The organism is Streptomyces sp. NPDC052036 (genome assembly GCF_040680495.1).
Classification (GTDB): domain Bacteria; phylum Actinomycetota; class Actinomycetes; order Streptomycetales; family Streptomycetaceae; genus Streptomyces.
Genome location: NZ_JBFAWW010000007.1, coordinates 199970 through 221374 on the forward strand (window position 1 = coordinate 199970; position 21405 = coordinate 221374).

A 21405-nucleotide genomic window follows, 5' to 3' on the forward strand; every position below is an offset into this window, starting at 1 on the left:
CTCACCGAGGCACAGTCGCCCTGCCCTCGCGATCGCCCTCGCCGAAGACGTCGAACGGAAAGCGTGCCCCCTTGATCCCTGCCGAACTCGCGCCGGTCCGGCCCGAGGACACCACCGCTCCCACCGGCCGTTCCCTCCGGGCGTTCGGGGCCCGGCATCGGATCCCGCTCCTCGCCACGCTCGCCACCTTGCCGCTGTACGCGGTGTGGTGGCTGTTTCTCGCCACCGGAGGAGGCGACCTCGCGGCCCAGGAGGCATGGGCCCGGTTCGCGGCCGAGCACGGCGGGTCGGCGTACAACCTCTTCTGGTACGGCGGGATGCACACCGCCAACTACAGCCTGGTCTCCCCGTATCTGATGGCCGCCCTCGGTGTGCGCACGGTCACCGTGGTCTCCGGGACGGCCTCCTCCTGGCTGGCCGCGGTGCTGCTCGTGCGTACCGGAGTGCGGGGACCGCTCGGTCCGGCGCTGCTCGCCTCGCTGGCGCTGTGGTGCGACGTGGCCTCCGGCCGCACCACGTTCGCGCTGGGCGTCGCCTTCGGACTGGCGGGCTGTGTGCTGCTGACCGGGCAGCGGCGGCTCGTACCGGCGGCGGCGTGCACGGCGCTCGCGACCATGGCGAGCCCGGTGGCCGGTCTGTTCCTGGCGGTACTGGGGGCCGGTTTCCTGTGCGTACGGGACCGGGGGCGGGCCCTGGTGCTGCTGGCGCCGCCGTGCGCGGTGGTCGCCACGACCACCCTGCTGTTCCCCTTCACCGGGGAGCAGTTGATGCCGGCGGACCGCATCTGGCAGCCGGCGCTGTGCGGGCTGGCGGTGACGGTGCTGGCCCCGCGGGGCTGGAAGGTCGCACGCTGGAGCGGGGTCGTGTACGCGGCGGGGACCGTGCTCGCGTATCTGATCCCCTCGCCGGTCGGGACGAACGTCGAGCGGCTCGCGGAACTGTTCGCGCCGGCCGCGCTGCTCGCGATACTGCGGGCCGAGCCCCGGCTGCGGGGGCTCCGGCGGGTTCTGCTGGTCGCGGCGCTGGTCTTCTCGGTCACCTGGGTGGGCCGCAAGACCGTGAACGACCTGAGGGTCTCCACCACCGTGCCGGCCTGGGCGGCGGACACCGCCGGAGTGGTACGGGCCCTTGAGGAGCTCGGCGCGGACCGGACCCGCGTCGAGGCCGTCCCGGCACGCAACCACCGCGAGGCCGCCGTCCTCGCCCCGCACCTGAACCTCGCGCGCGGCTGGAACCGGCAGCTCGACATGGAGCGCGCCCGGCTCTTCTACGACGGCACGTTCTCGGCGGCCTCCTACCGCCGCTGGCTGGACCGCTGGGCGGTCGGGTTCGTCGTCCTGCCGCCGGCCGAGCCGGACGGGTACGCCCAGGACGAGGCGCGGCTCGTGCGCGGACACCGCCCGGCCTGGCTGGAGCCGGTGTGGCGGGACGCGCACTGGAGGGTGTACCGGGTGCGGGACGCGGTGCCGCTGGTGACTACGCCGGCGACGGTCCTGCGTACGACGGGCGCCGAGGTGGACGTACGGATGCCGCGGCCCGGCCCGGTCACCGTGCGCGTCGCGTACTCGCCGTGGCTGCACGCCGACGGCGGCGGCTGCCTCGCCCGGGACGGGGAGTTCACCCGGCTGACGGTGACCGCGCCCGGCGTCTACCGGATCAGCTCGGAGTACGGGCCCGCACCGGGGCGGGGACGGTGCTGACCGCCGTGGGAGCGACCGCCGACCGGGCGCGCGGCCCCTGGAGCAGATGGGCGAGGGCGAAGCCCGCGCCGACGACGGCCGCGCCGCCGACCGCGTCCAGCACCCAGTGGTTGCCGGTCGCCACGATGGCCGAGACCGTGAAGAGGGGGTGCAGCAGGCCGAGGACCTTCATCCACCACTTCGGTGCGAGGACCGCGACGGTCAGCCCGCACCACAGGGACCAGCCGAAGTGCAGCGAGGGCATCGCGGCGTACTGGTTCGTCACCGCGGTCAGGGTGCCGTAGTCCGGCTTGGAGAAGTCCTGGACGCCGTGCACGGTGTCGATGATGCCGAGGTGCGGCATCAGACGCGGCGGGGCCAGCGGGTAGAGCCAGAAACCGGCCAGGGCGATGAAGGTCGCGAGGCCGAGCACCGAGCGCGCCCAGCGGTAGTCGGCCGGGCGGCGCCAGTAGAGCACGGCGAGCACCGTCAGCGGGATCATGAAGTGGAAGGACTCGTAATAGAAGTCGAAGAAGCCGCGCAGCCAGCCGGCCTTGACGACGGCATGGTTGATCCCGCGCTCGATGTCGATGCCGAGGAACCGCTCAAGGCCCAGGATCTGGTCGCCGTGGTGCTCCGCGGTGGCCCGGCCCGCCACGCCCTCCTCGCCGGTGGCCGCGAGCCGGACCCGGGAGTAGGCGGCGTAGGTGACCCGGATGAGCAGCAGTTCCAGCAGCAGGTTGGGGCGGGTGAGGACCCGGCGCAGGAACGGCAGGCACGGCAGGAGACGGCCGTGAGGCCGGCGGGCGGGGACGGGCGGCGCGTACTCGGTGGGCACGGGGGCCCGGTAGGAAGGGGAGGTGCGGGACAGGAACGGGACGAAGGTGGCGGCGGCGAGAGCCGCCAGCAGCACCAGGTTGTCGCGCAGCGGCTCGACCACCGTCATGTTCGGCACCATCGTCGTCGCGGGCAGCGTCATCACCAGGACGACGGCGACCGGCCAGACATACCGGTCCGAGGCCCGGGTGCCGACCCGGCCGATCACCGCGAGCAGCACCCACAGCAGTTGGTGCTGCCAGCTCGTGGGCGAGACGGCGACCGCGACACAGCCGGTGACCGCGACGGCGAGCAGCAGCTGCCCGTCCCGCGCGTACCGGATCGCGCGGCGCAGCCCGGCGGTCGCGACGGCGGCTCCCAGAAGAAGGAACAGGCCGATCTCCAGCGGCCCGGACAGGCCGAGCCGGAGCAGGGCACCGTGCAGGGACTGGTTGGTGTGGTCGTCGGCCTTGCCGCCGAGACCGGTTCCGGCCAGATGGTGCACCCAGTAGGTGTACGAGTCGTGCGGCATCGCGGCCCAGGCGAGCAGGGTGCACACGGCGAAGGTGCCCGCGGTGGTGGCGGCGGCGCGGCGGCGGCCGGTGCACCACAGCAGGGGCGCGAACAGCAGCACGGTCGGCTGCAGTGCGGCGCCGAGGCCGATCAGCAGGCCCCCGGCCCGCCGGCCGCGCACGACGAAGCAGCCGAGCAGGACCAGGAGCACCGGGATGATGCTGGTCTGGCCGAGATAGAGGGCGTTGCGCACCGGCAGCGACAGCATCAGCAGGCTGATCGCGACGGGCGCGGCGGGCAGCGCGCTGCGCCGGGTCACCGGCTGCGGCAGGGCGCGGGCGGCGATCAGACCGAGCGCGACGACCAGGAGCAGGGTGCCGAAGGTCCAGCCCCAGCCGAGGGCCTGCTCGGCCGCCCGGGTGAGGGGCTTGAGGACGAGCCCGGCGAACGGCGTGCCGGTGAACCGCGTCGAGTCGTACAGCGACCCGTTGACATGCAGGACCCCGTTGGGGCCGGCCCAGGTCTCCAGGTCCGTCAGCCGCTCGCCGCGGGGGGAGCCGAGGACGACGGCCATCTGCCGCACCGCGAGGACCGCGACGATCAGCCAGAGACCCACCCGCGCCGCTCTCAGCCGTGCTCTCGTCTGCTGGGGGGTCCCCGCCCCGAAGGCACCGGCCACCTGCCCGCTGTGCTCCACGTTCGCCACGCCCCGTCGGCCCTCCCGACCCGTTCGTCCCGTACGTATGCATCTGTCCGGACCTTATGACGCGCAAGCCACCCCCTCTTCACCTGAGGTCCGCCGGGCCGTTGTCGGCACGACGATAGCCGTGCGAGCGGAACGGTTCCCTCCACAGTGCGCGACATGGATCACAAATGTGACGGCGTCAGGCCGCGCGGGAGCGGGCCGTCATCCCTGCATACACCACGTTTAGCCACACTCGGGAGCGAAATCGTCACCTTACGTAACGTGGACAAGTGCCCCTATGGTCCTTTGAGCCCGCCCTCGTGGGGGGCTACCGGCCCGCCGCACGTCGGCGCGCCTGTCCCTGTCCCCGGAGAAAGGCAGGCGAGCGGACTCTTGCCGACCGTCGCACCGCCCACAACACCCGTCGCCCCCGTGTCCCCGGCCCACCCCGGGCCAACCGTCACCGACCCCGCGCTGGTCAGGCGTGCCGTCAAGGCCGCCGCGCTCGGCAACGCGATGGAGTGGTTCGACTTCGGTGTCTACAGCTACATCGCCGTGACGCTGGGCAAGGTCTTCTTCCCGTCCGGCAACGCCACCGCGCAGCTGCTGTCGACGTTCGGCGCCTTCGCCGCGGCCTTCCTGGTCCGCCCGCTCGGCGGCATGGTCTTCGGCCCGCTCGGCGACCGGATCGGACGCCAGAAGGTGCTCGCCCTCACCATGATCATGATGGCCGTCGGCACGTTCGCGATCGGTCTGATCCCGTCCTACTCGGTGATCGGCGTCGGCGCGCCGATCCTGCTGCTGGCGTCCCGCCTGGTCCAGGGCTTCTCGACCGGCGGTGAGTACGCGGGCGCGTCCACGTTCATCGCGGAGTACGCGCCGGACAAGAAGCGCGGCTTCTTCGGCAGCTGGCTGGAGTTCGGCACGCTGGCCGGGTACATCGGCGGCGCGGGCCTCGTCACCCTGATGACGGCGCTGCTGTCCGCCGAGGACCTGGTGGCCTGGGGCTGGCGCATCCCGTTCCTGATCGCGGGCCCGATGGGCATCATCGGCCTGTATCTGCGGATGCGTCTGGAGGAGACCCCGGCGTTCGCGGCGGAGGTGGCTAAGGCCGAGGCGGACCGCCCCAAGGTGCCGCTGCGCGAGATGGTCACCGGCCAGTGGAAGGCGCTGCTGCTGTGCATGGGCCTGGTGCTCGTCTTCAACGTCACCGACTACATGCTGCTGTCGTACATGCCGAGCTATCTCACCAGTGAGCTGAAGTACGACGAGACCCACGGACTGCTGGTCGTGCTCGGCGTGATGGCGCTGATGATGGTGGTGCAGCCGTTCGCGGGCGCACTGACGGACCGCGTCGGCCGCCGCCCGGTGATCGCCGCGGGCTGCGCGGGCTTCCTGGCGCTGTCGATCCCGGCGGTGCTGCTGATCCGGCAGGGCAGCCTCCTCGCGGTCGCGCTCGGCATGGGCGCACTGGGGCTGCTGCTGGTCTGCTTCACGGCGGCGATGCCGGCGGCGCTGCCCGCCCTCTTCCCGACCCGGGTCCGCTACGGCTCGCTCTCGATCGGCTTCAACGTCTCCGTGTCGCTGTTCGGCGGCACGACCCCGCTGGTGGTGACGGCACTGATCGGCGCGACCGGGAACATGATGATGCCCGCGTACTACATGATGGCGGCGGCCGTGATCGGCGGTGCCTCGGTGTGGTTCATGGCGGAGTCGGCGGGCCGCCCACTGCCGGGGTCGGCCCCGGCAGTGGAGCGCGTCGCCCACTGACCCCCGACCCCGCGCGCCCGGACGGCGCCGCGCCCGGCACACCGCCGGCCGCGGCGCCGTCGCGCGTTTGCCCCGGCCGCCTCCCCCGATCGGCTGACATCCCGGCCCGTGGCCGGATATCCGCTGACAGCGCGCCCCGACCCGGCTATATTCGTTAGCGAGACTAGTTAGATGTTCTAACCAGGTTCAGGAAAGGGACGGTGCATGAGCACAGCGCAACAGCTCTGGGACGACGTGGACGCGTACTTCACCACCCTCCTCTCCCCCGCCGACGAGGTGCTCGCCGCGGCCCTGCGGGACAGCGAGGCGGCCGGACTCCCGCCCATCAACGTCGCGCCGAACCAGGGGAAGCTGCTCCAGCTCCTCGCCCAGATCCAGGGTGCGCGCCGCATCCTGGAGATCGGCACGCTCGGCGGGTACAGCACGATCTGGCTGGGCCGCGCACTGCCCGCGGACGGCCGGCTGATCACCCTGGAGTACAGCGCGAAGCACGCCGAGGTCGCCCGCCGCAACCTGGCCCGGGCGGGCCTGGACCGGATCGCCGAGGTCCGCGTCGGCCCCGCGCTGGAGTCGCTGCCGAAGCTGGCCGAGGAGCACCCGGACCCGTTCGACCTGGTCTTCATCGACGCGGACAAGGCCAACAACGCGCACTATGTCGAGTGGGCCGTCGAACTGACCCGCCCCGGCAGCCTGATCGTCCTCGACAACGTGGTGCGCTCCGGCCGGGTCACCGAGGCCGACAGCGACGACCCGACCTTGCAGGGCACCCGTGCCGCACTCGAACTGATCGCGGGGCACCCCAAGTTGACCGGGACGGCGGTGCAGACGGTGGGCAGCAAGGGGCACGACGGGTTCGCACTGGCACGGGTGGTGGCTTGACGGACTCGTGTGCGCCCCCCTGGCCCTATGCCTCGTGGTAGAAGGCCACATTCACGGTGCGCGGCGCGGTGCGGTCGCGCACGACCAGTTCGCCCGAGCCGCCGTGCGGGAGCGGGACCGTGGCGCCGTAGGGCAGGGCCTGGGCGGGCTGCCCCGTCAGGGCCAGCGTCACCTCGGAGGAGGGTTCGGCCAGGGAGCCGCGCAGCCAGCTCACCTGCCAGTCGCCCTCCGGACCGCACAGGAACTCCAGGTGGACCCGCGAGACGAACAGCCAGTCGTCCGGGGTCACGAGCCGGCACAGGGCCGCGTCCCGGCCCACCCGCAGCATGGTTCCCGGGTCGCTGGGGGCGTCGGCCATCAGCATGCCGGCCGTCGCCCCGGCGTCCGCCGCGGAGACCGAGGCCATGGTGAGTTCGAGCACGTGCGCTCCTCCTGGGGGCAGCGGTTCAAGTGTCCTGCGGGCGAGCCGGGTTGGTGTCCGCGGCCGAATGATAATTCGCCCGATCGCCGCGTCGGGTGACGTCCTGCACAATGGACCCATGACCGAGCGCAAGCCACCGGGCGTCAGCTTTGAGTCCTTCGCCGACAAACAGATCCGGGACGCTCAGGAACGCGGAGAGTTCGCGAACCTCCCCGGCGCGGGCGAGCCCTCGCCCTCGGTCACCGAGACGGTGTACGACGAACTGTGGTGGATCAAGCGGAAGATGGCCCGCGAGGGCCTCGCGGTCCTGCCGCCGACACTGGCCCTGCGCAAGGAGGCCGAGGACACGCTCCTCGCGGTCGCGGCGGCTCCGTCCGAGCGGGTGGTGCGCCGGATGGTCGAGGCCCTCAATGTGAAGATCCGCGACATGATGTTCAAGCCGCCGCCGGGCCCGCCGCTGGGCCTCAAGCCGTACGACGTCGAGGAGGTCGTACGGCAGTGGCACGAACACCGGGCGGGCACGCAGGGAGCGGGCTGAGGCCCGACGGCGCGTGGGAGCGGGCTGTGCCGGGAGACCGGGACATCCGGATAGCGGGACGGGGCCGGCCTGGGGACATGATTCCCGGGCCGGCCCCGTCCGCGTCCGGCGGCCTCCTTCCGCCCTACGGCCGCCGCCTCACAGATTCAGCAGCCGCTCGACGGTCACGCGGTAGTCGCGCAGGGCGAGCCGCAGCTGTTCGGTGTCGGTGCCGCCGCGTGCGTCGTCGCCCGCGTCCTGCCACGACGCCTTCAGGGTCCGCCGCCGCGAGGCCACGGCCTCCGAGAGCCGTGAGACGACCTCCTGCGCCACTCGGTCTGCCTCCTCCACGGCGTCCCGCGGCTCGTCGACGAACTCGCCGACGGCGTGCTGCAGGCGTTGTGCGAACCGCTCGCACTCCTCCCGCGGCAGCAGCCGTGCCTGTCCCGAGGTGCCCTCCGGCCGGAACGCCGCGGACTCCCGGGCCCCGGCCGTTCCCGGACCGGCGGCCTCCCGGTACCGGGCCCCCTCGGGGCGCAGTCCGGCGGCCTCGCGATAGGTCTCCTCGGACCGCATGTCGGCCTCCTCCCGGTACCCGACGCCCGCGGGCCGCACATCGGCGGCATCTCGCGGATCGGTCCCTTCCGGCCCCAGTTCCCTGCGGCGCGCGATCCCCTCGGACCGCGCATCGGCGGCCTCCCGTCGCTCGGTTCGCTCGGGGGGCAGCTCGCCCTCGGCCCGGCGTGCGTCGCCTCCGCCCGCTGTCCGATCAGTCATCACCCTCAACTCCCCTTCGCATGCTGCCGGTGAAAGCCCCACGGAAGACGGGACGGTCCCTCGGTGCGCCCGGCGGTCTGCCCGGGCCCGTCCGCTCCGGCCCCGGCCCGCTGCCGGGACGCGGGGGCGACGAGGTCCTCGAAGAGCGCGCGGGCCTCCAGCAGGACCTTCCGCATCTCCTCCGTGCCCGTGCGGCCGTCGTCGTCGCCGGCGGCCGGGGGCTGGGCGGCCCGGTGCAGTCGGCGGTAGCCCTGGACATGGTCGGCGTGGTGCACGGACAGCGCGTCCAGCTGCTCCTCGTAGCGCCCGCCGTCGGGGAAGCCCCGTGCGCCCGCCAGCTCGGCGAGCAGCCGGTCCGCCTCGGCCACCGCGTCCCTCGGGGAGTCGACGAAGCGCTCCTGGGCGGCGGTCCAGCGCGCCGCGTACCGCTCGCGCTCGGCCGGTTCCAGCGGCTGCTCCCGCAGCGAACCGTACTTCTTCAGCCGTTCGGCGAGTTCCCGTTCGGCGGCCTTGGCGTCCCCGTCGTGCCGGGTGACAGCACGCTCGTACTCGGGTCCGAAGCGACGCCTGAGCCCGCGTCCGCCCCACACACCCCGGGTACGCGGGGCGACGGCGGCCGAGCCCGCGACGACGGCCGCCACGATCACGATCACGATCAAAGCGATGATCAGGCCAGTGGACATGGATGCCTTCCGTTCTCCCGGCCCGGCGGGCCGTCTTCCAGCCGGGTTGCCCTCAGGGCGGCCGCCAAACGAGCCACGCGCAACCGGAGGCCGCCCTCACCGGGCGTGCGTCACGGCGCGGGGGCAGGGGTCCGCGCGCGGGGTCGTGTCCCGCCCGCATATCCGGTTGTGGGCGCCTCCCGGAGGTCCGGACAATGGCACGCGTGAACTGGACCGTCGCCCCCGAACGCCCCGACTCACCCGTCGCCCTCGCGCTGTGGCGCGCGTACTACACAGAGGTCAGCGACCGCTGGTACCGGCTCCACGAGGGGCGCTCGACCGACCCCGACGAACTGGAGCGGGAGATCGCCGCCGAGACCGGCGCCGAGCTGGCGCCGCCCGGCGGGGTGCTGCTCGTGGCGCGGTACGCGGGCGAACCGGCAGGGACCGCGGGGGTACGGCTGACGGACCCGGCCACGGCCGAGCTCAAGCGGGTCTTCCTGCGCGGGGACCTGCGCGGCAAGGGCGGGGCCCGGCTCCTCGTGAGCGCCGCGGAGGACCACGCGCGGGCGCTCGGCGCACGGCGGATGGTCCTGGACACCCGCCATGACCTGGTGGAGGCCCGCGCTCTGTACACCCGCCTGGGGTACGTCGAGACCGAGCCGCACAACGACGAGCCGTACGCAGAGCACTGGTTCAGCAAGCCGCTGACACCGGTCCCGGTGTCCGGGTCCGGGGTCCCGGTGCCCGGGTCCGGGACCTAGAGAGGCCGTCCGGGCGTCCTCGTCCGCGTGCCCGTACGGTCGTGCGGGCGTTCCGCGTCGCAGCCGCACATCTCGGCGTTCAGCTCCTTGACCAGGCTGCGCAGGTCGGTCGGGCGGTCCGGCCCCCACCAGTCGCCGAGCAGTTCGGCCAGGGACTCCTCACGAGCCTCGTACAGCCGCTCGGCGACCTCGCGGCCCCGCTCGGTGAGCAGCAGGTCGAGACCCTCGCGCCGCGCGAGCCCCCGCTCCTCCACCTGGCGGGAGGCCTGGAGGATGACGTTCAGCGGGACCATGCTGCGCTCGGCGAGGATCGCCGGCTCGGCCCAGCCGTACTTCTTGATCCGCAGCAGCAGCCAGCTCGCGCCGGGCAACAGGTCGTAGCCCGCCCGCGCAGTGATCTTCTGGTAGATCTCGCGACGTCCCTCGCGTGAACCTAGGACGGACAGCGCCCGGCACACCTCGTCGTACGACGAACGCTCCACCGGGTTGCTCGCCAGCGTCTCCGTCACGTCGGGTGCCGTCACCGAACCGCGCAGCCTGTCCTCGCGCAGGAACCACGCCAGCACGAAGCCGACAAGGGCGACCGGGGCGGCGTAGAGGAAGACGTCGGTGATGGAGGAGGCGAACGCGTGCAGGACCGCGGGCCGCACGTCGGCCGGGAGGGCCGCGATACCGCGCGGATCGGCCTTCAGGGTGTCGGGGGTGATGCCCGCCGGGACGGCGCGTCCGGTGAGCGCGGTTGTCAGTTGGCCGCCCAGACGGCTCGCGAAGATCGCGCCGAAGACGGCCACGCCGAAGGAGGCGCCGATGGAGCGGAAGAAGGTGGCACCGGAGGTGGCGACGCCGAGGTCCGCGTAGCTGACGGCGTTCTGCACGATCAGCACCAGGACCTGCATGACCAGGCCGAGCCCCAGACCGAAGACGAAGAAGTAGACGCTCATCTCGGCCGTGGTGCTGAACTCGTTGAGCTGGTGCAGCAGCAGCAGGCCGATCATGGTGACCGCGGTGCCCACGACCGGGAAGACCTTCCAGCGGCCGGTACGGCTGACGATCTGGCCGGAACCGGTGGACGACAGCAGCATCCCGGCCACCATCGGCAGCATGTGCACCCCGGACAGGGTGGGACTGATGCCGTGGACGACCTGCAGGAAGGTCGGCAGGTACGTCATCGCGCCGAACATCGCGAAGCCGACGATGAAGCTGATGACGGCGGAGAGCGTGAAGGTGCGGACGCGGAAGAGCTTCGGCGGCAGTACGGGTTCGGCCGCCCGGCGCTCAACAGACACGAAGGCGACAAGCAGGACCGCACCGAGCACCGCCAGGCCGATGATCTGCGGTGAGCCCCAGGCCCATGTGGTGCCGCCGAGCGAGGCGACCAGGACCAGACAGGTGGCGACGGCGGCGATGAGGAAGGTGCCGACGTAGTCGATGACATGCCGCTCCGACTTCCTCGGGATGCGCAGGACGGCCGCGATCACGGCAAGGGCGATGATCCCGATGGGCAGGTTGACGTAGAACACCCAGCGCCAGCTCAGATGCTGGGTGAACAGTCCGCCGAGGAGCGGTCCGAGCACACTGGTCGTGCCGAAGACGGCGCCGAAGAGCCCCTGGTAGCGGCCCCGCTCCCGGGGCGGGACGATATCGCCCACGATCGCCATCGACAGCACCATGAGCCCGCCGCCGCCCAGTCCCTGGACGGCCCGGCAGGCGATCAGCTCGGGCATGTTCTGCGCCATGCCGCACAGCGCGGAGCCGATCAGGAAGATCACGATCGCGGCCTGGAACAGCGTCTTGCGGCCGAACTGGTCGCCGAGCTTGCCCCACAGCGGCGTCGCCGCGGTCGAGGCCAGCAGATAGGCCGTGACCACCCACGACAGATGCTCCAGGCCGCCGAGGTCGCTGACGATGGTGGGCAGCGCGGTCGCCACGATCGTCTGGTCGAGGGCGGCCAGGAACATGCCGAGCAGCAGCGCGCCGATGGAGACGATGACGCCGCCGTGCACGCTCTCGTCGGCGGGCACGGTGCGGCGTCCGCCGAACGGGCCGCCGGGGCCGCCGCCGGGTGACTCCGGCACGGCTGTGTCCGCCGCGTCCGTCACCTCCGCAGCCTCTCCCGTCCTGTCCTGCGCGTCGCTGGTCATGAAAGGCCTCCTCCCGTGGACGGTGGTCGACCTGTGGGGCTCTCGTCCATCGTGCACTCCCATCCTGGGCGGTATGACCGGTTATGGCCTGTTGAATCCCGAGGGGAAGCGGGGGTTCCGGGGGCTCCTGGGAGATTCCGTGAGGGAGATCTGCATAATCTCTGGAATTCGGCGGGAGGGGACCCACGCGTGAGCGGATCGAACGAACGGGCCTGCCCGGAGTGCGAGGCGCCACGGAGGCCGGACGGAACGCCGTCGTGCGGATGCACCCAGCGGGCGTCCGACGCCCTCCGGGACGCGCGTACGGCACAGGCGGCAGCGGCGGGTGACTTCGATCCGCTGCTGATTCGGCCGTATGTGGAGCTGGGGGCAGCCGGGCCGGGACCGGAGGGTCCGGCGGCTGCGGCTGCCGGGGGGTCTTCCGGGGCCGAGGCGGCCGAGGACGCGGGAGCGAGCACTCCGGACGGGACGTTGCGCCGTCCGGCGGTACCGGAGCGGGGCGCGGGGTCCGTGGACGAGAGGGCGCCCATGGCGGCTGCGGCGGAGGGGACCGTGCGCGGTGCCGGGTCCGCGGCCGGCGGGACGGACGAGACCGTGCGGCTCGGTAAGGTGCCGCACTTACCGCACGGCGGCACCGCACCCGTGTCCGACGAGACCGTGCGGCTCGGCGCCGTACCGGATCCCGAGGCATCGCAGCACGGCACGCCCCCGCGTCGGCGGCGGCGTGCCGTGCTGCTCGCCGCCGGGGGCGCGGTGACCGTCGCGGTCGCCGCCGCGGCGCTCGTCGGCGGGCCGTTCTCGTACCACCCGCCGCATCGGGACGGCGCACTGCCCGACGGCATCCGCGCAAGCGTCCCGGAGGACTCGCCCCAGGGCGGGACCTCGGCACCACCGCCCACGGCGTCCGCACCGGCACCGGCGACGCGTACGACCGAGCCGCCGAGCACCAGCCTCGCGCCCTCCCCCTCACCACCGTCGAGCCCGTCGGCGCCCCCGTCCGCCTCTCCCGCCCCGAGCGGCACGACGACCGCGCAGACGACCACCACCGCCTCCCCGAGCCAGGGCGGCGCCGGGCAGCAGTACCAGACCCAGGCCCTGCGCCCCGGCGACGAGGGCCCCGGGGTGAAGGAACTGCAACTGCGGCTGCGGCAGCTGAACCTCTACGTCGGCCCCGCCGACGGGGTGTACGGCGACCAGGTGGAGTACGCGGTCCGCACGTACCAGATCGCCCGTGGTGTCACCCAGGACGATCCGGGGGTGTACGGGCCGCGGACGAGGGCGAAGTTGGAGTCGGAGACGGACAGGCCCTGACCGGCGGCCGTCGCCCCCGGTCAGCCGAGGTGCAGCCGGATCGCGCCCTCCGGCGTGGACTCCACGCGTGCCTCGGTGAGGTCCTGGACCAGTGCGTCCGGACCGTGCAGCCCGGCCCGGGAACCGACGCCGACCACCCGCATCCCGGCGGCGCGCCCGGCGGCGATGCCCACGCCGGAGTCCTCGAAGACCACACAGTCGGCCGGGTCGACGCCGAGTTCGGCGGCCGCCTTGAGGAACCCCTCGGGGTCCGGCTTGCTCGCCCCCACACTCTCGGCCGTGATCCGCAGCTCCGGCAGCGGCAGCCCCGCGGCGGCCATGCGCGCGGTGGACAGCGCCACGTCCGCCGACGTCACCAGGGCGTGCGGAAGCCCGGCGAGGGAGGCGAGGAACGCGGCGGCGCCGGGGACCTCGACCACCCCGTCCATGTCGGCGGTCTCCTCGGCGAGCATGCGGGCGTTGTCGGCGTGGTTCTGCTCCTTGGGGCGGTCGGGCAGCAGTACGGCCATCGAGGCGTGCCCCTGGCGGCCGTGCACGACCTTCATGACCTCGTCGCCGTCCAGCCCGTGCCGGTCGGCCCACCGCCGCCAGCACCGCTCCACCACGGCATCGGAATTGACGAGGGTGCCGTCCATGTCCAGCAGCAGGGCGCGGGCGGTGAGAAAGGTCGTGGCCGTCATCGGCATGGCTCCAAGGGGCGGGGAGGGGGCCGGGTACGCCCCGAGGGGACAAGGCGGCCCCGCCCACCGGTCAGGGGAGGTGGGCGGGAGCCACTTTGTTTCTCTACGGTACAAAACGAGTCGCCGTCACGCCACCGGTCCCTCGAAGCCTTCGGTACACCGCCATCAGCCGTTCACCGCCCGGCCACCGCCCCCGCGCCCGGATCCGCGCCCGGATCCGTCTCCGGAGCCGCGTCCGGATCCGAGTCCGGGCCCCCGGGGAAGCCGTGAGGCGTCACGCCGCCACGGCCTCGAACAGGCTCCACACCCCGAGCCCGAGCATCAGCAGCGCCGCGATCTTCGTGATCAGCTTCAGCGGCACCCTCTTCATCAACGCCTTGCCGCCGACGATGCCGAGCCCCGCGACCGCCCACAGGCCGAGCACCGCGCCGAGACCCACGGACAGCGGGTCGTCGTAACGCGCCGCGAGGTTCGCGGTCATGATCTGGGTGAGGTCACCGAACTCGGCGACGAGGATCAGCATGAAGCCCGCCGAGGCCACCTTCCAGAAGCTCTGGTTCTCGGGCCGGCGGACCTCCTCGTCGTCATCGCCCTTCTTCAGCAGCAGCACGGCGGCGCCGCCGAGGAAGAGCACACCGGTGATCCCGTGCACGATCTGCTGCGGCAGCAGGGTCAGCAGGCTGCCTGCCGCGACGGCGAGCACGACATGGAGCAGGAAGGCGGCGGCGACACCGGCGAATACGTACGAGGCGCGGTAGCGCGTACCGAGGACGAGTCCGGCGAGGGCCGTCTTGTCCGGCAGCTCGGCCAGGAAGATGACACCGAAGACGAGCGCCGTGACGGTGATGCTGATCAAGATTCCTCAATCGGTCGGGGCCGCCCCGCCGAGAGTGCGTGATCTGCGCGGACACCTCGGCACGGCAGCGCACGGATCGCCCATGCCGTAAGGCACGGGCGTGCACTGCTTGCCGAAGGTCTCGCTGGCCGGTCCTCTGACGAGGACCCGCCTCCGGGCGCCGGCTCAGACGTGCTGAGCAGTGTGTCGACGGTCCGGCGAAGAGCTACTCCCCTTCTGCGCCCCCCATGCTACGCGACCGCCCGGCGGCATCACGGGGCCCGTAAGTCATGTCACAGCACTTGTCACGTCATGTACACGTCATTAGCTTCTTACCGAAGGCACACCTTCCGGCAACAACCCCTCGCGACCATGTCCTGGCTCACGCTCCAACACCCCCACCCCACACGGGAGTTCGCATGTCCAAGGTCTACGCGCGTCGACGGCTCAGCATACTCGCGGCCTTCACCGGCCTCATAGCCTCCGTCGGACTCTTCAACAGTCCGACCGCCTCAGCCGCCCTCCCTACACCGGTCAGCGCCGCCACCGCCCGCAGCTACCTCGCCTCGCTCACCGTGGCGACGGAGAACCGCACCGGCTACAGCCGCGACCTGTTCCCGACCTGGATCACCATCAGCGGCACCTGCAACACCCGCGAGTACATCCTCAAGCGCGACGGTTCGAACGTCGTCACCGACTCCTCCTGCGCCGCCACCAGCGGCAGTTGGTACTCCCCCTACGACGGCGCGACCTGGACCGCCGCCTCCGACCTCGACATCGACCACCTGGTCCCGCTCGCCGAGGCCTGGGACTCCGGCGCGAGCAAGTGGACGACGGCCCAGCGCCAGGCCTTCGCCAACGACGTCACCCGCCCGCAACTGCTCGCCGTCACCGACAACGTGAACCAGGCCAAGGGCGACCAGGACCCGGCCACCTGGATGCCGTCCCGTACGGCGTACCGCTGCACGTACGTCCGCGCCTGGGTGCAGGTGAAGTACTACTACAACCTCTCCGTCGACTCGGCCGAGAAGAGCGCGCTCCAGAACTACCTCTCCGCCTGCTGACCCCCCGGCCTCTGCCCACCCTCGCCCGCCGCCCCTGTGCCGCGCGGGGCGACGGACGAGGGGGCGCGGCGGGAAGCGGAAGCATGGCTGAATGTTGAACTTGCAAGCACAAATTAGGTTCGCCTAACCTTACGGCTCAATCGGCTTTCGTCCCCAGGACCGGTCTGTTCGCGGACCGGAACCGAACCGAAGGAGCCCCCCACATGACCGCTCACCTCAACAGAACGCAGCCATACGCGATCGCAATGTTCCGGATCGTGATCGGCCTGCTGTTCGCCTGCCACGGCGCCGCCTCGCTGTTCGGCGTACTCGGCGGAGCCGTCGGCTCCCACGGCGGAACCGTGCCGACCGGCACCTGGCCGGTCTGGTACGCCGCCGTGATCCAGCTGGTGGCCGGCGCCCTGGTGCTGCTCGGCCTCGGCACCCGCGGTGCCGCCTTCGTCGCGTCGGGTTCCATGGCGTACGCGTACTTCGACGTCCACCAGTCGGCGGCCCTGTGGCCGATACAGAACGGCGGCGAACTGTCGGTGCTCTTCTGCTGGGCCTTCCTTCTGCTGGGGTTCACCGGCTCCGGCGCGTTGGGCCTCGACCGTCTCGTCGACTCCCGCTCGGCCATGGCCGACCAGGAGCGCGCCTCGCAGCCCGTGGCGGGCTGACCCGCCCCGCACGCCACAGGGACCCCCGCCGCCACTGCTGTCACAGCCGCCGCGTACGCTGTACGGCTGTCGAAAGGCCGCTCCTGCCGCTCCCCCGCGACATCGCGGCACGCAGTTGCCTCTGGGGAGTCGGACGGGGAGTTCGGGGTGTTGGAGAGTGTGGGGTTGCTGGCCGGCAGCCCCTGGATCTACCCGGCGGTGGCCGCGTCGGTCCTGCTGGACGTCTTTCTGCCGCTGCTGCCCAGCGGTGTCCTCGTCATCACGGCGGCGACCGCGGCGGCCGCGGGTTCGGCGGTGACGCACGTACCGGACATCTTCTGGCTGATGGTGTGCGCGGCGGCGGCCTCGGTGCTCGGCGACGTGGCGGCCTACCGCCTGGCCTGGCGCGGCGGTGCCCGCCTGGACCGCGCGATCGCCCGTTCCCGTCGGCTGTCCAGCGCGCAGGAACGCCTCGGCGCCGCCCTCGCCCGCGGCGGCGGCGCGCTGGTGATCCTCGCCCGGTTCGCGCCCGCGGGCCGCTCGGTCGTCTCCCTCGGCGCGGGCGCCGCCCATCGCCGGGCCCGCGACTTCGTGCCCTGGTCGGCGCTGGCGGGTATCGCCTGGGCCGCGTACAGCGTGGCGCTCGGCTACTTCGGGGCCCAGTGGCTGGGCGCGAGCTGGCTGGCGACAGGTGTCTCGGTGGCGGCCCTGTTCGCGGCGGGCGTGGCCGCGACCTGCGTCATGCGCCGCCCTGCCGCACGGGAGTAGCGGGCCCGGCGGGGGCGCGTACCCGGAACCTTTCAGCTGCGCCCCCGTATCTCCAGTCCCGCCAGCAGCTCCGCGGTGGCCGCCGCGACCGCGTCCACGGCCCGGTCGAACACCTCACGGTTGTGGGCGGCGGGGGCACGGAAACCGGAGACCTTGCGCACGAACTGGAGCGCGGCGGCCCGGATCTCCTCCTCCGTGGCGTCGTCGGGGATGGCGGGCGGGCGGAGGGTCTTGATACTGCGACACATGGGCCAAGTGTGACGCGGTCCGCCGGGGGCTGTCCGCCGACCGCCGAACGCCAACCGCCGCCGCACTCCGATCGCCGAACGCCGGGGGACAGGCGCGCACCCGTCCGCGCGCCACGCCCGCCCCCCTGCCGTCGCCGACGTGGATCAGACGGCGTGGGTCTTGCCCAGCAGTTCCAGTACCTCGGCCGTCGTACCCGTCTCGCCGAGGCGCGGGAAGATCCGCTCGACGCTGCCCCGGTGGGCCTCGGAGTCGGCGTCGGACATCGCGTCGGTGACGAGTGTGACGTGGTAGCCGTGCTCGTGGGCGGCCCGCGCCGTGGACTCGACGCCGATGCTGGTGGCGATGCCGGTCAGCACGATCTGCGTGACCCCGCGCCGGCGCAGCTGGACATCGAGGCCGGTGCCGTGGAAGGCACCCCAGTTGCGCTTGGTGATGTGGATGTCGCCCGGGTGGCCGGACAGTTCGTCCACGATGAGGTCCCAGCCCTCGGGGAAGGAGCCGCCGCCGCGCTGCTGCTCGGTACGGCCGGGCACGACATCGGATCCGTCGGCGGCGAAGGAGACCCGGACCAGGACGACCGGGAGGTCCCGGGCCCGGAAGGCGTCCGCGAGTTCGACGGTGCGGGCCACCACCTCGGGGCCGCTGTGGGGCTGCGTGGGCAGTCCCGCGATGCCGTTCTGCAGATCGATCACGACCAGAGCGGTGCGCGGGTCGAAGGTGGTGAGAGCCATGGCTCAGGCCTTTCGGGAGGTGGGGGCGAAGGTGGAAAGAGAACGGTCGAGCAGCCCGACCAGCAGGAGCAGGACGGATCCGGCCGCCATGAACAGGGCCAGTTCGTGCAGCCCGGCCGTGTCGGCGCCCTGGGCGAAGAAGGCCGCGTTGGCTGCGGAGGCGCCCAGCGCGCCGAGGTACATGAAGGTGCGCAGCAGCCCGGCGGCGGAGGCGATCCGCTCGGGGGCGGCCTGCCGGTAGAGGGCGTTCTGGTTCGCGAGCCCGATCAGGCCCTGCGGTACGCCCATGACGGCACCGACGGCGAGCAGCAGCCACACCGGGCTGCCGGAGTGCAGCAGGAGCAGCCCGGCACAGGCCACGATCTGCACGGCACCGCCCACCAGCAGCTTGGCGCGGACCACCTCGCGGCGCCCCGTGAGCCAGGAGACGGTGAGCGCGCTCAGCGACAGCGGCAGCAGCACCAGACCGGCGTCGGCCGCGTGCAGTCCGCGGCCCTGCTCCAGCCACTGGGAGAAGCCGTACATGAAGGAGTACGAGGTGGTGTAGCCGAGGAACTGCCGCAGATACGTGGCGAGCAGCGGGACATTGCCACCGAGCACGCGTAGGTCGATGAAGGGACCGGCGGTCCGCAGCTCCCGCAGGGCGAACCCGGCGGCGGCGACGGCGGCGGTCACCGGCAGCCACCAGTGGGCGAGCCGCGGGCTCATCAGGAAGACCATGAGGGCCAGGAGCATGGCGGCGAAGAGCGCCATGCCGGGGAGGTCGACGGAGCGCCGCGCCCGGTCGCGGTCCCCGTGCCGCCGGGGAAGCCACAGCGCGCCGAGGACCAGACAGGCCGCGGACAGCGGCACATTGACCGTGAAGATCGCGCGCCAGCCGCCCACGCCGATCAGGAAGCCGCCGAGCGCCGGGCCCACGACGGCGACGGTCTGGTTGGCGATGGAGAGCGCGGTGAGCACCCGGGCCGGGCTGTCCTGCCCGGTGCGCTCGGCCTCGCTGCGGGTCAGCTGCATCGACGCCGGGTACGCGGCCGAGGTCCCGAGGCCGAGCAGCACCCGTGCGGCCACCAGCACGCCGAGGGAGGGCGCGAGTGCGCCCATCAGCCCGGCGGCGCCCACCAGTGCCGTACCGGCCAGGTACAGCAGGCGCGGCCCGTACATGTCGACGAGCCGCCCGATCACGGGCTGTCCCACGGCGGTGGCGAGGTAGAGGGCCGACACCAGCCAGGCGGTCTCGCCGGGCGGCGCCCCGAAGGCGACGCCGATCGGGACGAGCGCCACGGCGATCATCGAGGAGTTGATCGGGTTCAGTATCGAACCCAGGATCATCGGGGCGATCAGCCGGCGGTCGAAGCCCGGCGGGGCGGGCCGCCGGGTCCGGGCGGCCGTGCGCTCGACGTGGGACGTCACGGGTGCGTGAGCCGTTCCAGCAGGGAGAGCGCCTCCAGTACGGTGCGCCGCTCGTCCTCCGTGTAGCGGTCCTCCAGGGCGCGGGCCAGCCACTCCTGCCGTGCCTGCCGGTCGCCCTCGACGCGCTCGCGCCCGGCGTCGGTGAGGGTGACCAGCTGGCGACGGCCGTCGTCGGGGTCGGGGCTGCGCCGGATGAGGCCGTGCTGTTCGAGGACGGCGAGCGTGGCAGCCATCGACTGGGGACGTACGCCCTCGGCGGACGCCAGGGCGCTGGCGGTGGCGGCCCCGCCCTTGCCGACCAGGGTGAGTGCGGACACCTGGGAGGGCGTCAGACCGTCGCCCCCGGCGACCTCGCGGAGGCGGCGTCGCAGCCGGCTGAACAGCACCCGCACATCACGGGCAGCACGAGCGGCGGACTCGGAGACGCCCTCGGCGTTCTGATCCATGCCGCCACGGTAAATCCTTCAGGTAAACCTGTCCAGTTTCGCCTGAACAGGTTTTCCTGTCGAAAAGGTCCGGGTGCACCGCGCCGCGTCCTCCCGACGGCCCCGCGACCGACGCCACGGTCAAGGCTCGATGACGCGGACATCCGTTCGAGTGAAGCGAGAGAAGCGGCTCGCATCGAAAAATCGAACAGGCGTAGCATTGCGGCGTGCCTGCGAGCTATGACTTTCCGAGTGACCTCCTTGCCGGACAGGAGGAGCTGCACCAGGTCCGGGCAGAGCTCCTGGCCCTGCTGAAACGACTCCCCTGGTCAGTGGAGCCGCTGGACGCGTTCAGCGACGACAACGGCTGGCGCAAGAGGGAACGCCCGGCCTCCCCGGGCTGGACCGCGGACGAACAGGCGGAGGTGGAAAAGCTCCGCCGCCGGGAACGGGAGCTCGCGGTCTTCGTCTCCTGCCACCGCTTCTGGTCGGAGGTCACGGCCGAGAACAAAGTGGACGCACGGATGCGCCTGAAGCACACCGAGGAACACGACACCGACGCCGAGCCCCGGCCGCAATGACGGACACCAGGGGGTCGCGGCCCCAACGGGCGCCGCTCAGGCCCCTCGGCACGACAGCTCGAACCAGATGGTCTTGCCGGTGGCCGTGCGGACGGCGCCCCAGTCCTCGGTGAGCAGGTCGAGCAGTTCGATGCCGCGCCCACCTTCCGCGTCGGCGTCGACGGCCCGGCGTACGGGGGCGGCGAACTCGGCGTCCTCGACCTCGCACCGCAGCCGGGCGGCGCACACCCGGAGATTGACCCGCAGAGGACCCTGCGTGTACCGCAGGGCATTGGTGACCACTTCGCTGACCAGGAGTTCGGCGGTGTCGGCCAGGCCACGCAGAGCCCAATCGGCCAGCTGGGCAGCCACCAGCCGGCGGACCCGGCGGACCGAGGTCAGCCCCCTCGGCAAAGGATCCTGGCACCTTCCGCTGCGACCGGCTCGTCGAGGACGTGGAGGCCCTGCGCGAACACCTCGGCCTCGACCGGATGAGCCTGCTCGCGCACTCGGCCGGCGCGAATCTGGCGGCGCTGTATGCGAGCCGCCACCCGGAACGCGTCGGCAGGCTCGCCCTGATCACACCGAGCGTCATGGCCGTCGGCGTGACGATCAGCGGAGAGGACCGGCGCGAGACCGCACGGCTGCGCCGGCACGAGCCATGGTTCCCCGCCGCGTACGCGGCCTTGGAGGCGATCATCGCCGGGCAGGGGACCCCCGACTCCTGGCAGGCCGTCGCGCCCTTCTTCTACGGCAGTTGGGACCGCGCGGCCCAGGCCCACCGGGCCGCCGAGGACGAGCAGAGGAACCCGGAGGCCGCGAGGATCTTCGCCGCCGACGGCGCCTTCGACCCGGACGCCACCCGCACGGCACTGGCCCGGTTCGTCGCACCCGTGCTGCTGCTCGCCGGGGAGGTCGATGTGGCGGCCCCGCCCCGCGCCATGGCCGAGTTCGCCGCGCTGTTCCCGGAGGCGCACCTGGTCGTTCAGCCCGGGGCCGGGCACTTCCCCTGGCTCGACGACGGGGACCGGTTCGGCGCGACCACGGGGGCGTTCCTGGGATGAGCCACCCCGCCGAGCGCCTCCCCCTGGCTGTGGCAGTGCTGCCGCGGAG

General features: G+C 72.4%; 21 protein-coding genes and 2 pseudogenes. 11 read left to right on the top strand and 12 right to left on the bottom strand.

Annotation, left to right across the window (positions count from 1 at the left end; all coding sequences use genetic code 11):
• Nucleotides 1–71 precede the first annotated feature (71 nt).
• Entirely contained in the window at nt 72–1700 is a 1629-nt protein-coding gene (locus tag AB0L95_RS13445) for a hypothetical protein (protein WP_365161338.1), read from the top strand.
• On the opposite strand, the gene AB0L95_RS13450 is transcribed toward AB0L95_RS13445, so the two are convergent.
• On the bottom strand, nt 1657–3714 hold the full coding sequence (locus tag AB0L95_RS13450; RefSeq protein ID WP_365161339.1) for a bifunctional glycosyltransferase 87/phosphatase PAP2 family protein: 2058 nt from the start codon (nt 3712–3714) through the stop codon (nt 1657–1659). The two genes, AB0L95_RS13445 and AB0L95_RS13450, sit on opposite strands and share 44 nt — an antisense overlap.
• A 411-nt stretch (nt 3715–4125) precedes the next feature.
• On the opposite strand from AB0L95_RS13450, the gene AB0L95_RS13455 reads away from it, so the two are divergent.
• Both AB0L95_RS13455 and AB0L95_RS13460 read left to right on the top strand, forming a co-directional pair.
• Nucleotides 4126–5463: an MFS transporter gene (locus AB0L95_RS13455; RefSeq protein WP_365161341.1), complete on the top strand. Its 1338-nt coding sequence runs from the start codon at nt 4126–4128 to the stop codon at nt 5461–5463.
• Between the two features lie 204 nt (nt 5464–5667).
• Nucleotides 5668–6342 (top strand): O-methyltransferase, encoded by a 675-nt coding sequence (locus tag AB0L95_RS13460; protein ID WP_365161343.1) that lies wholly within the window; start codon nt 5668–5670, stop codon nt 6340–6342.
• 25 nt (nt 6343–6367) lie between these two features.
• On the opposite strand, the gene AB0L95_RS13465 is transcribed toward AB0L95_RS13460, so the two are convergent.
• Nucleotides 6368–6763, bottom strand: a complete 396-nt coding sequence (locus tag AB0L95_RS13465) for a hypothetical protein (protein WP_365161345.1) — start codon at nt 6761–6763, stop codon at nt 6368–6370.
• A 118-nt stretch (nt 6764–6881) separates the two neighbouring features.
• On the opposite strand from AB0L95_RS13465, the gene AB0L95_RS13470 reads away from it, so the two are divergent.
• Nucleotides 6882–7301: a DUF1992 domain-containing protein gene (locus AB0L95_RS13470; protein ID WP_365161347.1), complete on the top strand. Its 420-nt coding sequence runs from the start codon at nt 6882–6884 to the stop codon at nt 7299–7301.
• Nucleotides 7302–7439: 138 nt separating this feature from the next.
• Here AB0L95_RS13470 and AB0L95_RS13475 read toward each other — a convergent pair whose 3' ends face one another.
• Nucleotides 7440–8057 (bottom strand): hypothetical protein, encoded by a 618-nt coding sequence (locus tag AB0L95_RS13475; protein ID WP_365161349.1) that lies wholly within the window; start codon nt 8055–8057, stop codon nt 7440–7442.
• A 5-nt stretch (nt 8058–8062) separates the two neighbouring features.
• Nucleotides 8063–8740: a hypothetical protein gene (locus AB0L95_RS13480; RefSeq protein ID WP_365161351.1), complete on the bottom strand. Its 678-nt coding sequence runs from the start codon at nt 8738–8740 to the stop codon at nt 8063–8065.
• A gap of 203 nt (nt 8741–8943) precedes the next feature.
• Between AB0L95_RS13480 and AB0L95_RS13485 the strand changes: the two genes are divergently transcribed.
• Nucleotides 8944–9483, top strand: coding sequence for a GNAT family N-acetyltransferase (locus tag AB0L95_RS13485; protein ID WP_365161353.1), 540 nt, complete (start codon nt 8944–8946; stop codon nt 9481–9483).
• Here the strand turns inward: AB0L95_RS13485 and AB0L95_RS13490 are convergent.
• Complete coding sequence (locus AB0L95_RS13490; protein ID WP_365161355.1) at nt 9480–11624, bottom strand: MDR family MFS transporter; 2145 nt, start codon at nt 11622–11624, stop codon at nt 9480–9482. The two genes, AB0L95_RS13485 and AB0L95_RS13490, sit on opposite strands and share 4 nt — an antisense overlap.
• A gap of 189 nt (nt 11625–11813) precedes the next feature.
• Here AB0L95_RS13490 and AB0L95_RS13495 point away from each other — a divergent pair, with 189 nt between their 5' ends.
• A complete protein-coding gene (locus AB0L95_RS13495; RefSeq protein WP_365161357.1) occupies nt 11814–12935 on the top strand; it encodes a peptidoglycan-binding domain-containing protein in 1122 nt (373 codons plus the stop codon).
• A gap of 20 nt (nt 12936–12955) precedes the next feature.
• Here AB0L95_RS13495 and AB0L95_RS13500 read toward each other — a convergent pair whose 3' ends face one another.
• The gene (locus tag AB0L95_RS13500; RefSeq protein WP_365161359.1) at nt 12956–13621 is read right to left on the bottom strand and encodes an HAD family hydrolase; all 666 of its coding nucleotides are present in this window, start codon (nt 13619–13621) and stop codon (nt 12956–12958) included.
• A 268-nt stretch (nt 13622–13889) separates the two neighbouring features.
• Entirely contained in the window at nt 13890–14471 is a 582-nt protein-coding gene (locus AB0L95_RS13505) for a TMEM165/GDT1 family protein (protein ID WP_365161361.1), read from the bottom strand.
• 398 nt (nt 14472–14869) lie between these two features.
• On the opposite strand from AB0L95_RS13505, the gene AB0L95_RS13510 reads away from it, so the two are divergent.
• From AB0L95_RS13510 to AB0L95_RS13520, 3 genes are all read left to right on the top strand, one after another.
• The gene (locus AB0L95_RS13510; RefSeq protein ID WP_365161363.1) at nt 14870–15514 is read left to right on the top strand and encodes an HNH endonuclease family protein; all 645 of its coding nucleotides are present in this window, start codon (nt 14870–14872) and stop codon (nt 15512–15514) included.
• Between the two features lie 203 nt (nt 15515–15717).
• Complete coding sequence (locus AB0L95_RS13515; RefSeq protein WP_365161365.1) at nt 15718–16170, top strand: DoxX family protein; 453 nt, start codon at nt 15718–15720, stop codon at nt 16168–16170.
• Between the two features lie 147 nt (nt 16171–16317).
• On the top strand, nt 16318–16917 hold the full coding sequence (locus AB0L95_RS13520) for a VTT domain-containing protein (RefSeq protein ID WP_365161367.1): 600 nt from the start codon (nt 16318–16320) through the stop codon (nt 16915–16917).
• Nucleotides 16918–16949: 32 nt separating this feature from the next.
• Here AB0L95_RS13520 and AB0L95_RS13525 read toward each other — a convergent pair whose 3' ends face one another.
• The 4 genes from AB0L95_RS13525 to AB0L95_RS13540 all read right to left on the bottom strand — a co-directional run bounded on the left by AB0L95_RS13525 (nt 16950) and on the right by AB0L95_RS13540 (nt 19753).
• Nucleotides 16950–17165, bottom strand: a complete 216-nt coding sequence (locus AB0L95_RS13525) for a DUF2277 domain-containing protein (protein ID WP_365161369.1) — start codon at nt 17163–17165, stop codon at nt 16950–16952.
• A 144-nt stretch (nt 17166–17309) separates the two neighbouring features.
• Nucleotides 17310–17897: a hydrolase gene (locus AB0L95_RS13530; protein WP_365161371.1), complete on the bottom strand. Its 588-nt coding sequence runs from the start codon at nt 17895–17897 to the stop codon at nt 17310–17312.
• Nucleotides 17898–17900: 3 nt separating this feature from the next.
• Nucleotides 17901–19307: an MFS transporter gene (locus AB0L95_RS13535; protein ID WP_365161373.1), complete on the bottom strand. Its 1407-nt coding sequence runs from the start codon at nt 19305–19307 to the stop codon at nt 17901–17903.
• On the bottom strand, nt 19304–19753 hold the full coding sequence (locus AB0L95_RS13540) for a MarR family transcriptional regulator (protein WP_365161375.1): 450 nt from the start codon (nt 19751–19753) through the stop codon (nt 19304–19306). Before AB0L95_RS13540 ends, AB0L95_RS13535 begins: the two co-directional genes overlap by 4 nt.
• Before the next feature lie 206 nt (nt 19754–19959).
• Between AB0L95_RS13540 and AB0L95_RS13545 the strand changes: the two genes are divergently transcribed.
• Complete coding sequence (locus tag AB0L95_RS13545; protein WP_365161377.1) at nt 19960–20313, top strand: hypothetical protein; 354 nt, start codon at nt 19960–19962, stop codon at nt 20311–20313.
• A gap of 36 nt (nt 20314–20349) precedes the next feature.
• On the opposite strand, the pseudogene AB0L95_RS13550 reads toward AB0L95_RS13545, so the two are convergent.
• Nucleotides 20350–20709, bottom strand: a pseudogene (locus AB0L95_RS13550) (ATP-binding protein); the annotation flags it as partial.
• A gap of 32 nt (nt 20710–20741) precedes the next feature.
• On the opposite strand from AB0L95_RS13550, the pseudogene AB0L95_RS13555 reads away from it, so the two are divergent.
• Nucleotides 20742–21356: pseudogene (locus AB0L95_RS13555) on the top strand (alpha/beta hydrolase); the annotation flags it as partial.
• Nucleotides 21357–21405 lie beyond the last annotated feature (49 nt).

Excerpts from the sequence above, each read along its gene's own strand:
- AB0L95_RS13460 (WP_365161343.1), top strand. The coding sequence starts at position 5,668 with ATGAGCACAGCGCAACAGCTCTGGGACGACGTGGACGCGTACTTCACC.
- AB0L95_RS13515 (WP_365161365.1), top strand. The coding sequence starts at position 15,718 with ATGACCGCTCACCTCAACAGAACGCAGCCATACGCGATCGCAATGTTC.
- AB0L95_RS13540 (WP_365161375.1), bottom strand. The coding sequence starts at position 19,753 with ATGGATCAGAACGCCGAGGGCGTCTCCGAGTCCGCCGCTCGTGCTGCC.
- AB0L95_RS13470 (WP_365161347.1), top strand. The coding sequence starts at position 6,882 with ATGACCGAGCGCAAGCCACCGGGCGTCAGCTTTGAGTCCTTCGCCGAC.
- AB0L95_RS13500 (WP_365161359.1), bottom strand. The coding sequence starts at position 13,621 with ATGCCGATGACGGCCACGACCTTTCTCACCGCCCGCGCCCTGCTGCTG.
- AB0L95_RS13490 (WP_365161355.1), bottom strand. The coding sequence starts at position 11,624 with ATGACCAGCGACGCGCAGGACAGGACGGGAGAGGCTGCGGAGGTGACG.
- AB0L95_RS13475 (WP_365161349.1), bottom strand. The coding sequence starts at position 8,057 with ATGACTGATCGGACAGCGGGCGGAGGCGACGCACGCCGGGCCGAGGGC.
- AB0L95_RS13510 (WP_365161363.1), top strand. The coding sequence starts at position 14,870 with ATGTCCAAGGTCTACGCGCGTCGACGGCTCAGCATACTCGCGGCCTTC.
- AB0L95_RS13525 (WP_365161369.1), bottom strand. The coding sequence starts at position 17,165 with ATGTGTCGCAGTATCAAGACCCTCCGCCCGCCCGCCATCCCCGACGAC.
- AB0L95_RS13530 (WP_365161371.1), bottom strand. The coding sequence starts at position 17,897 with ATGGCTCTCACCACCTTCGACCCGCGCACCGCTCTGGTCGTGATCGAT.
- AB0L95_RS13480 (WP_365161351.1), bottom strand. The coding sequence starts at position 8,740 with ATGTCCACTGGCCTGATCATCGCTTTGATCGTGATCGTGATCGTGGCG.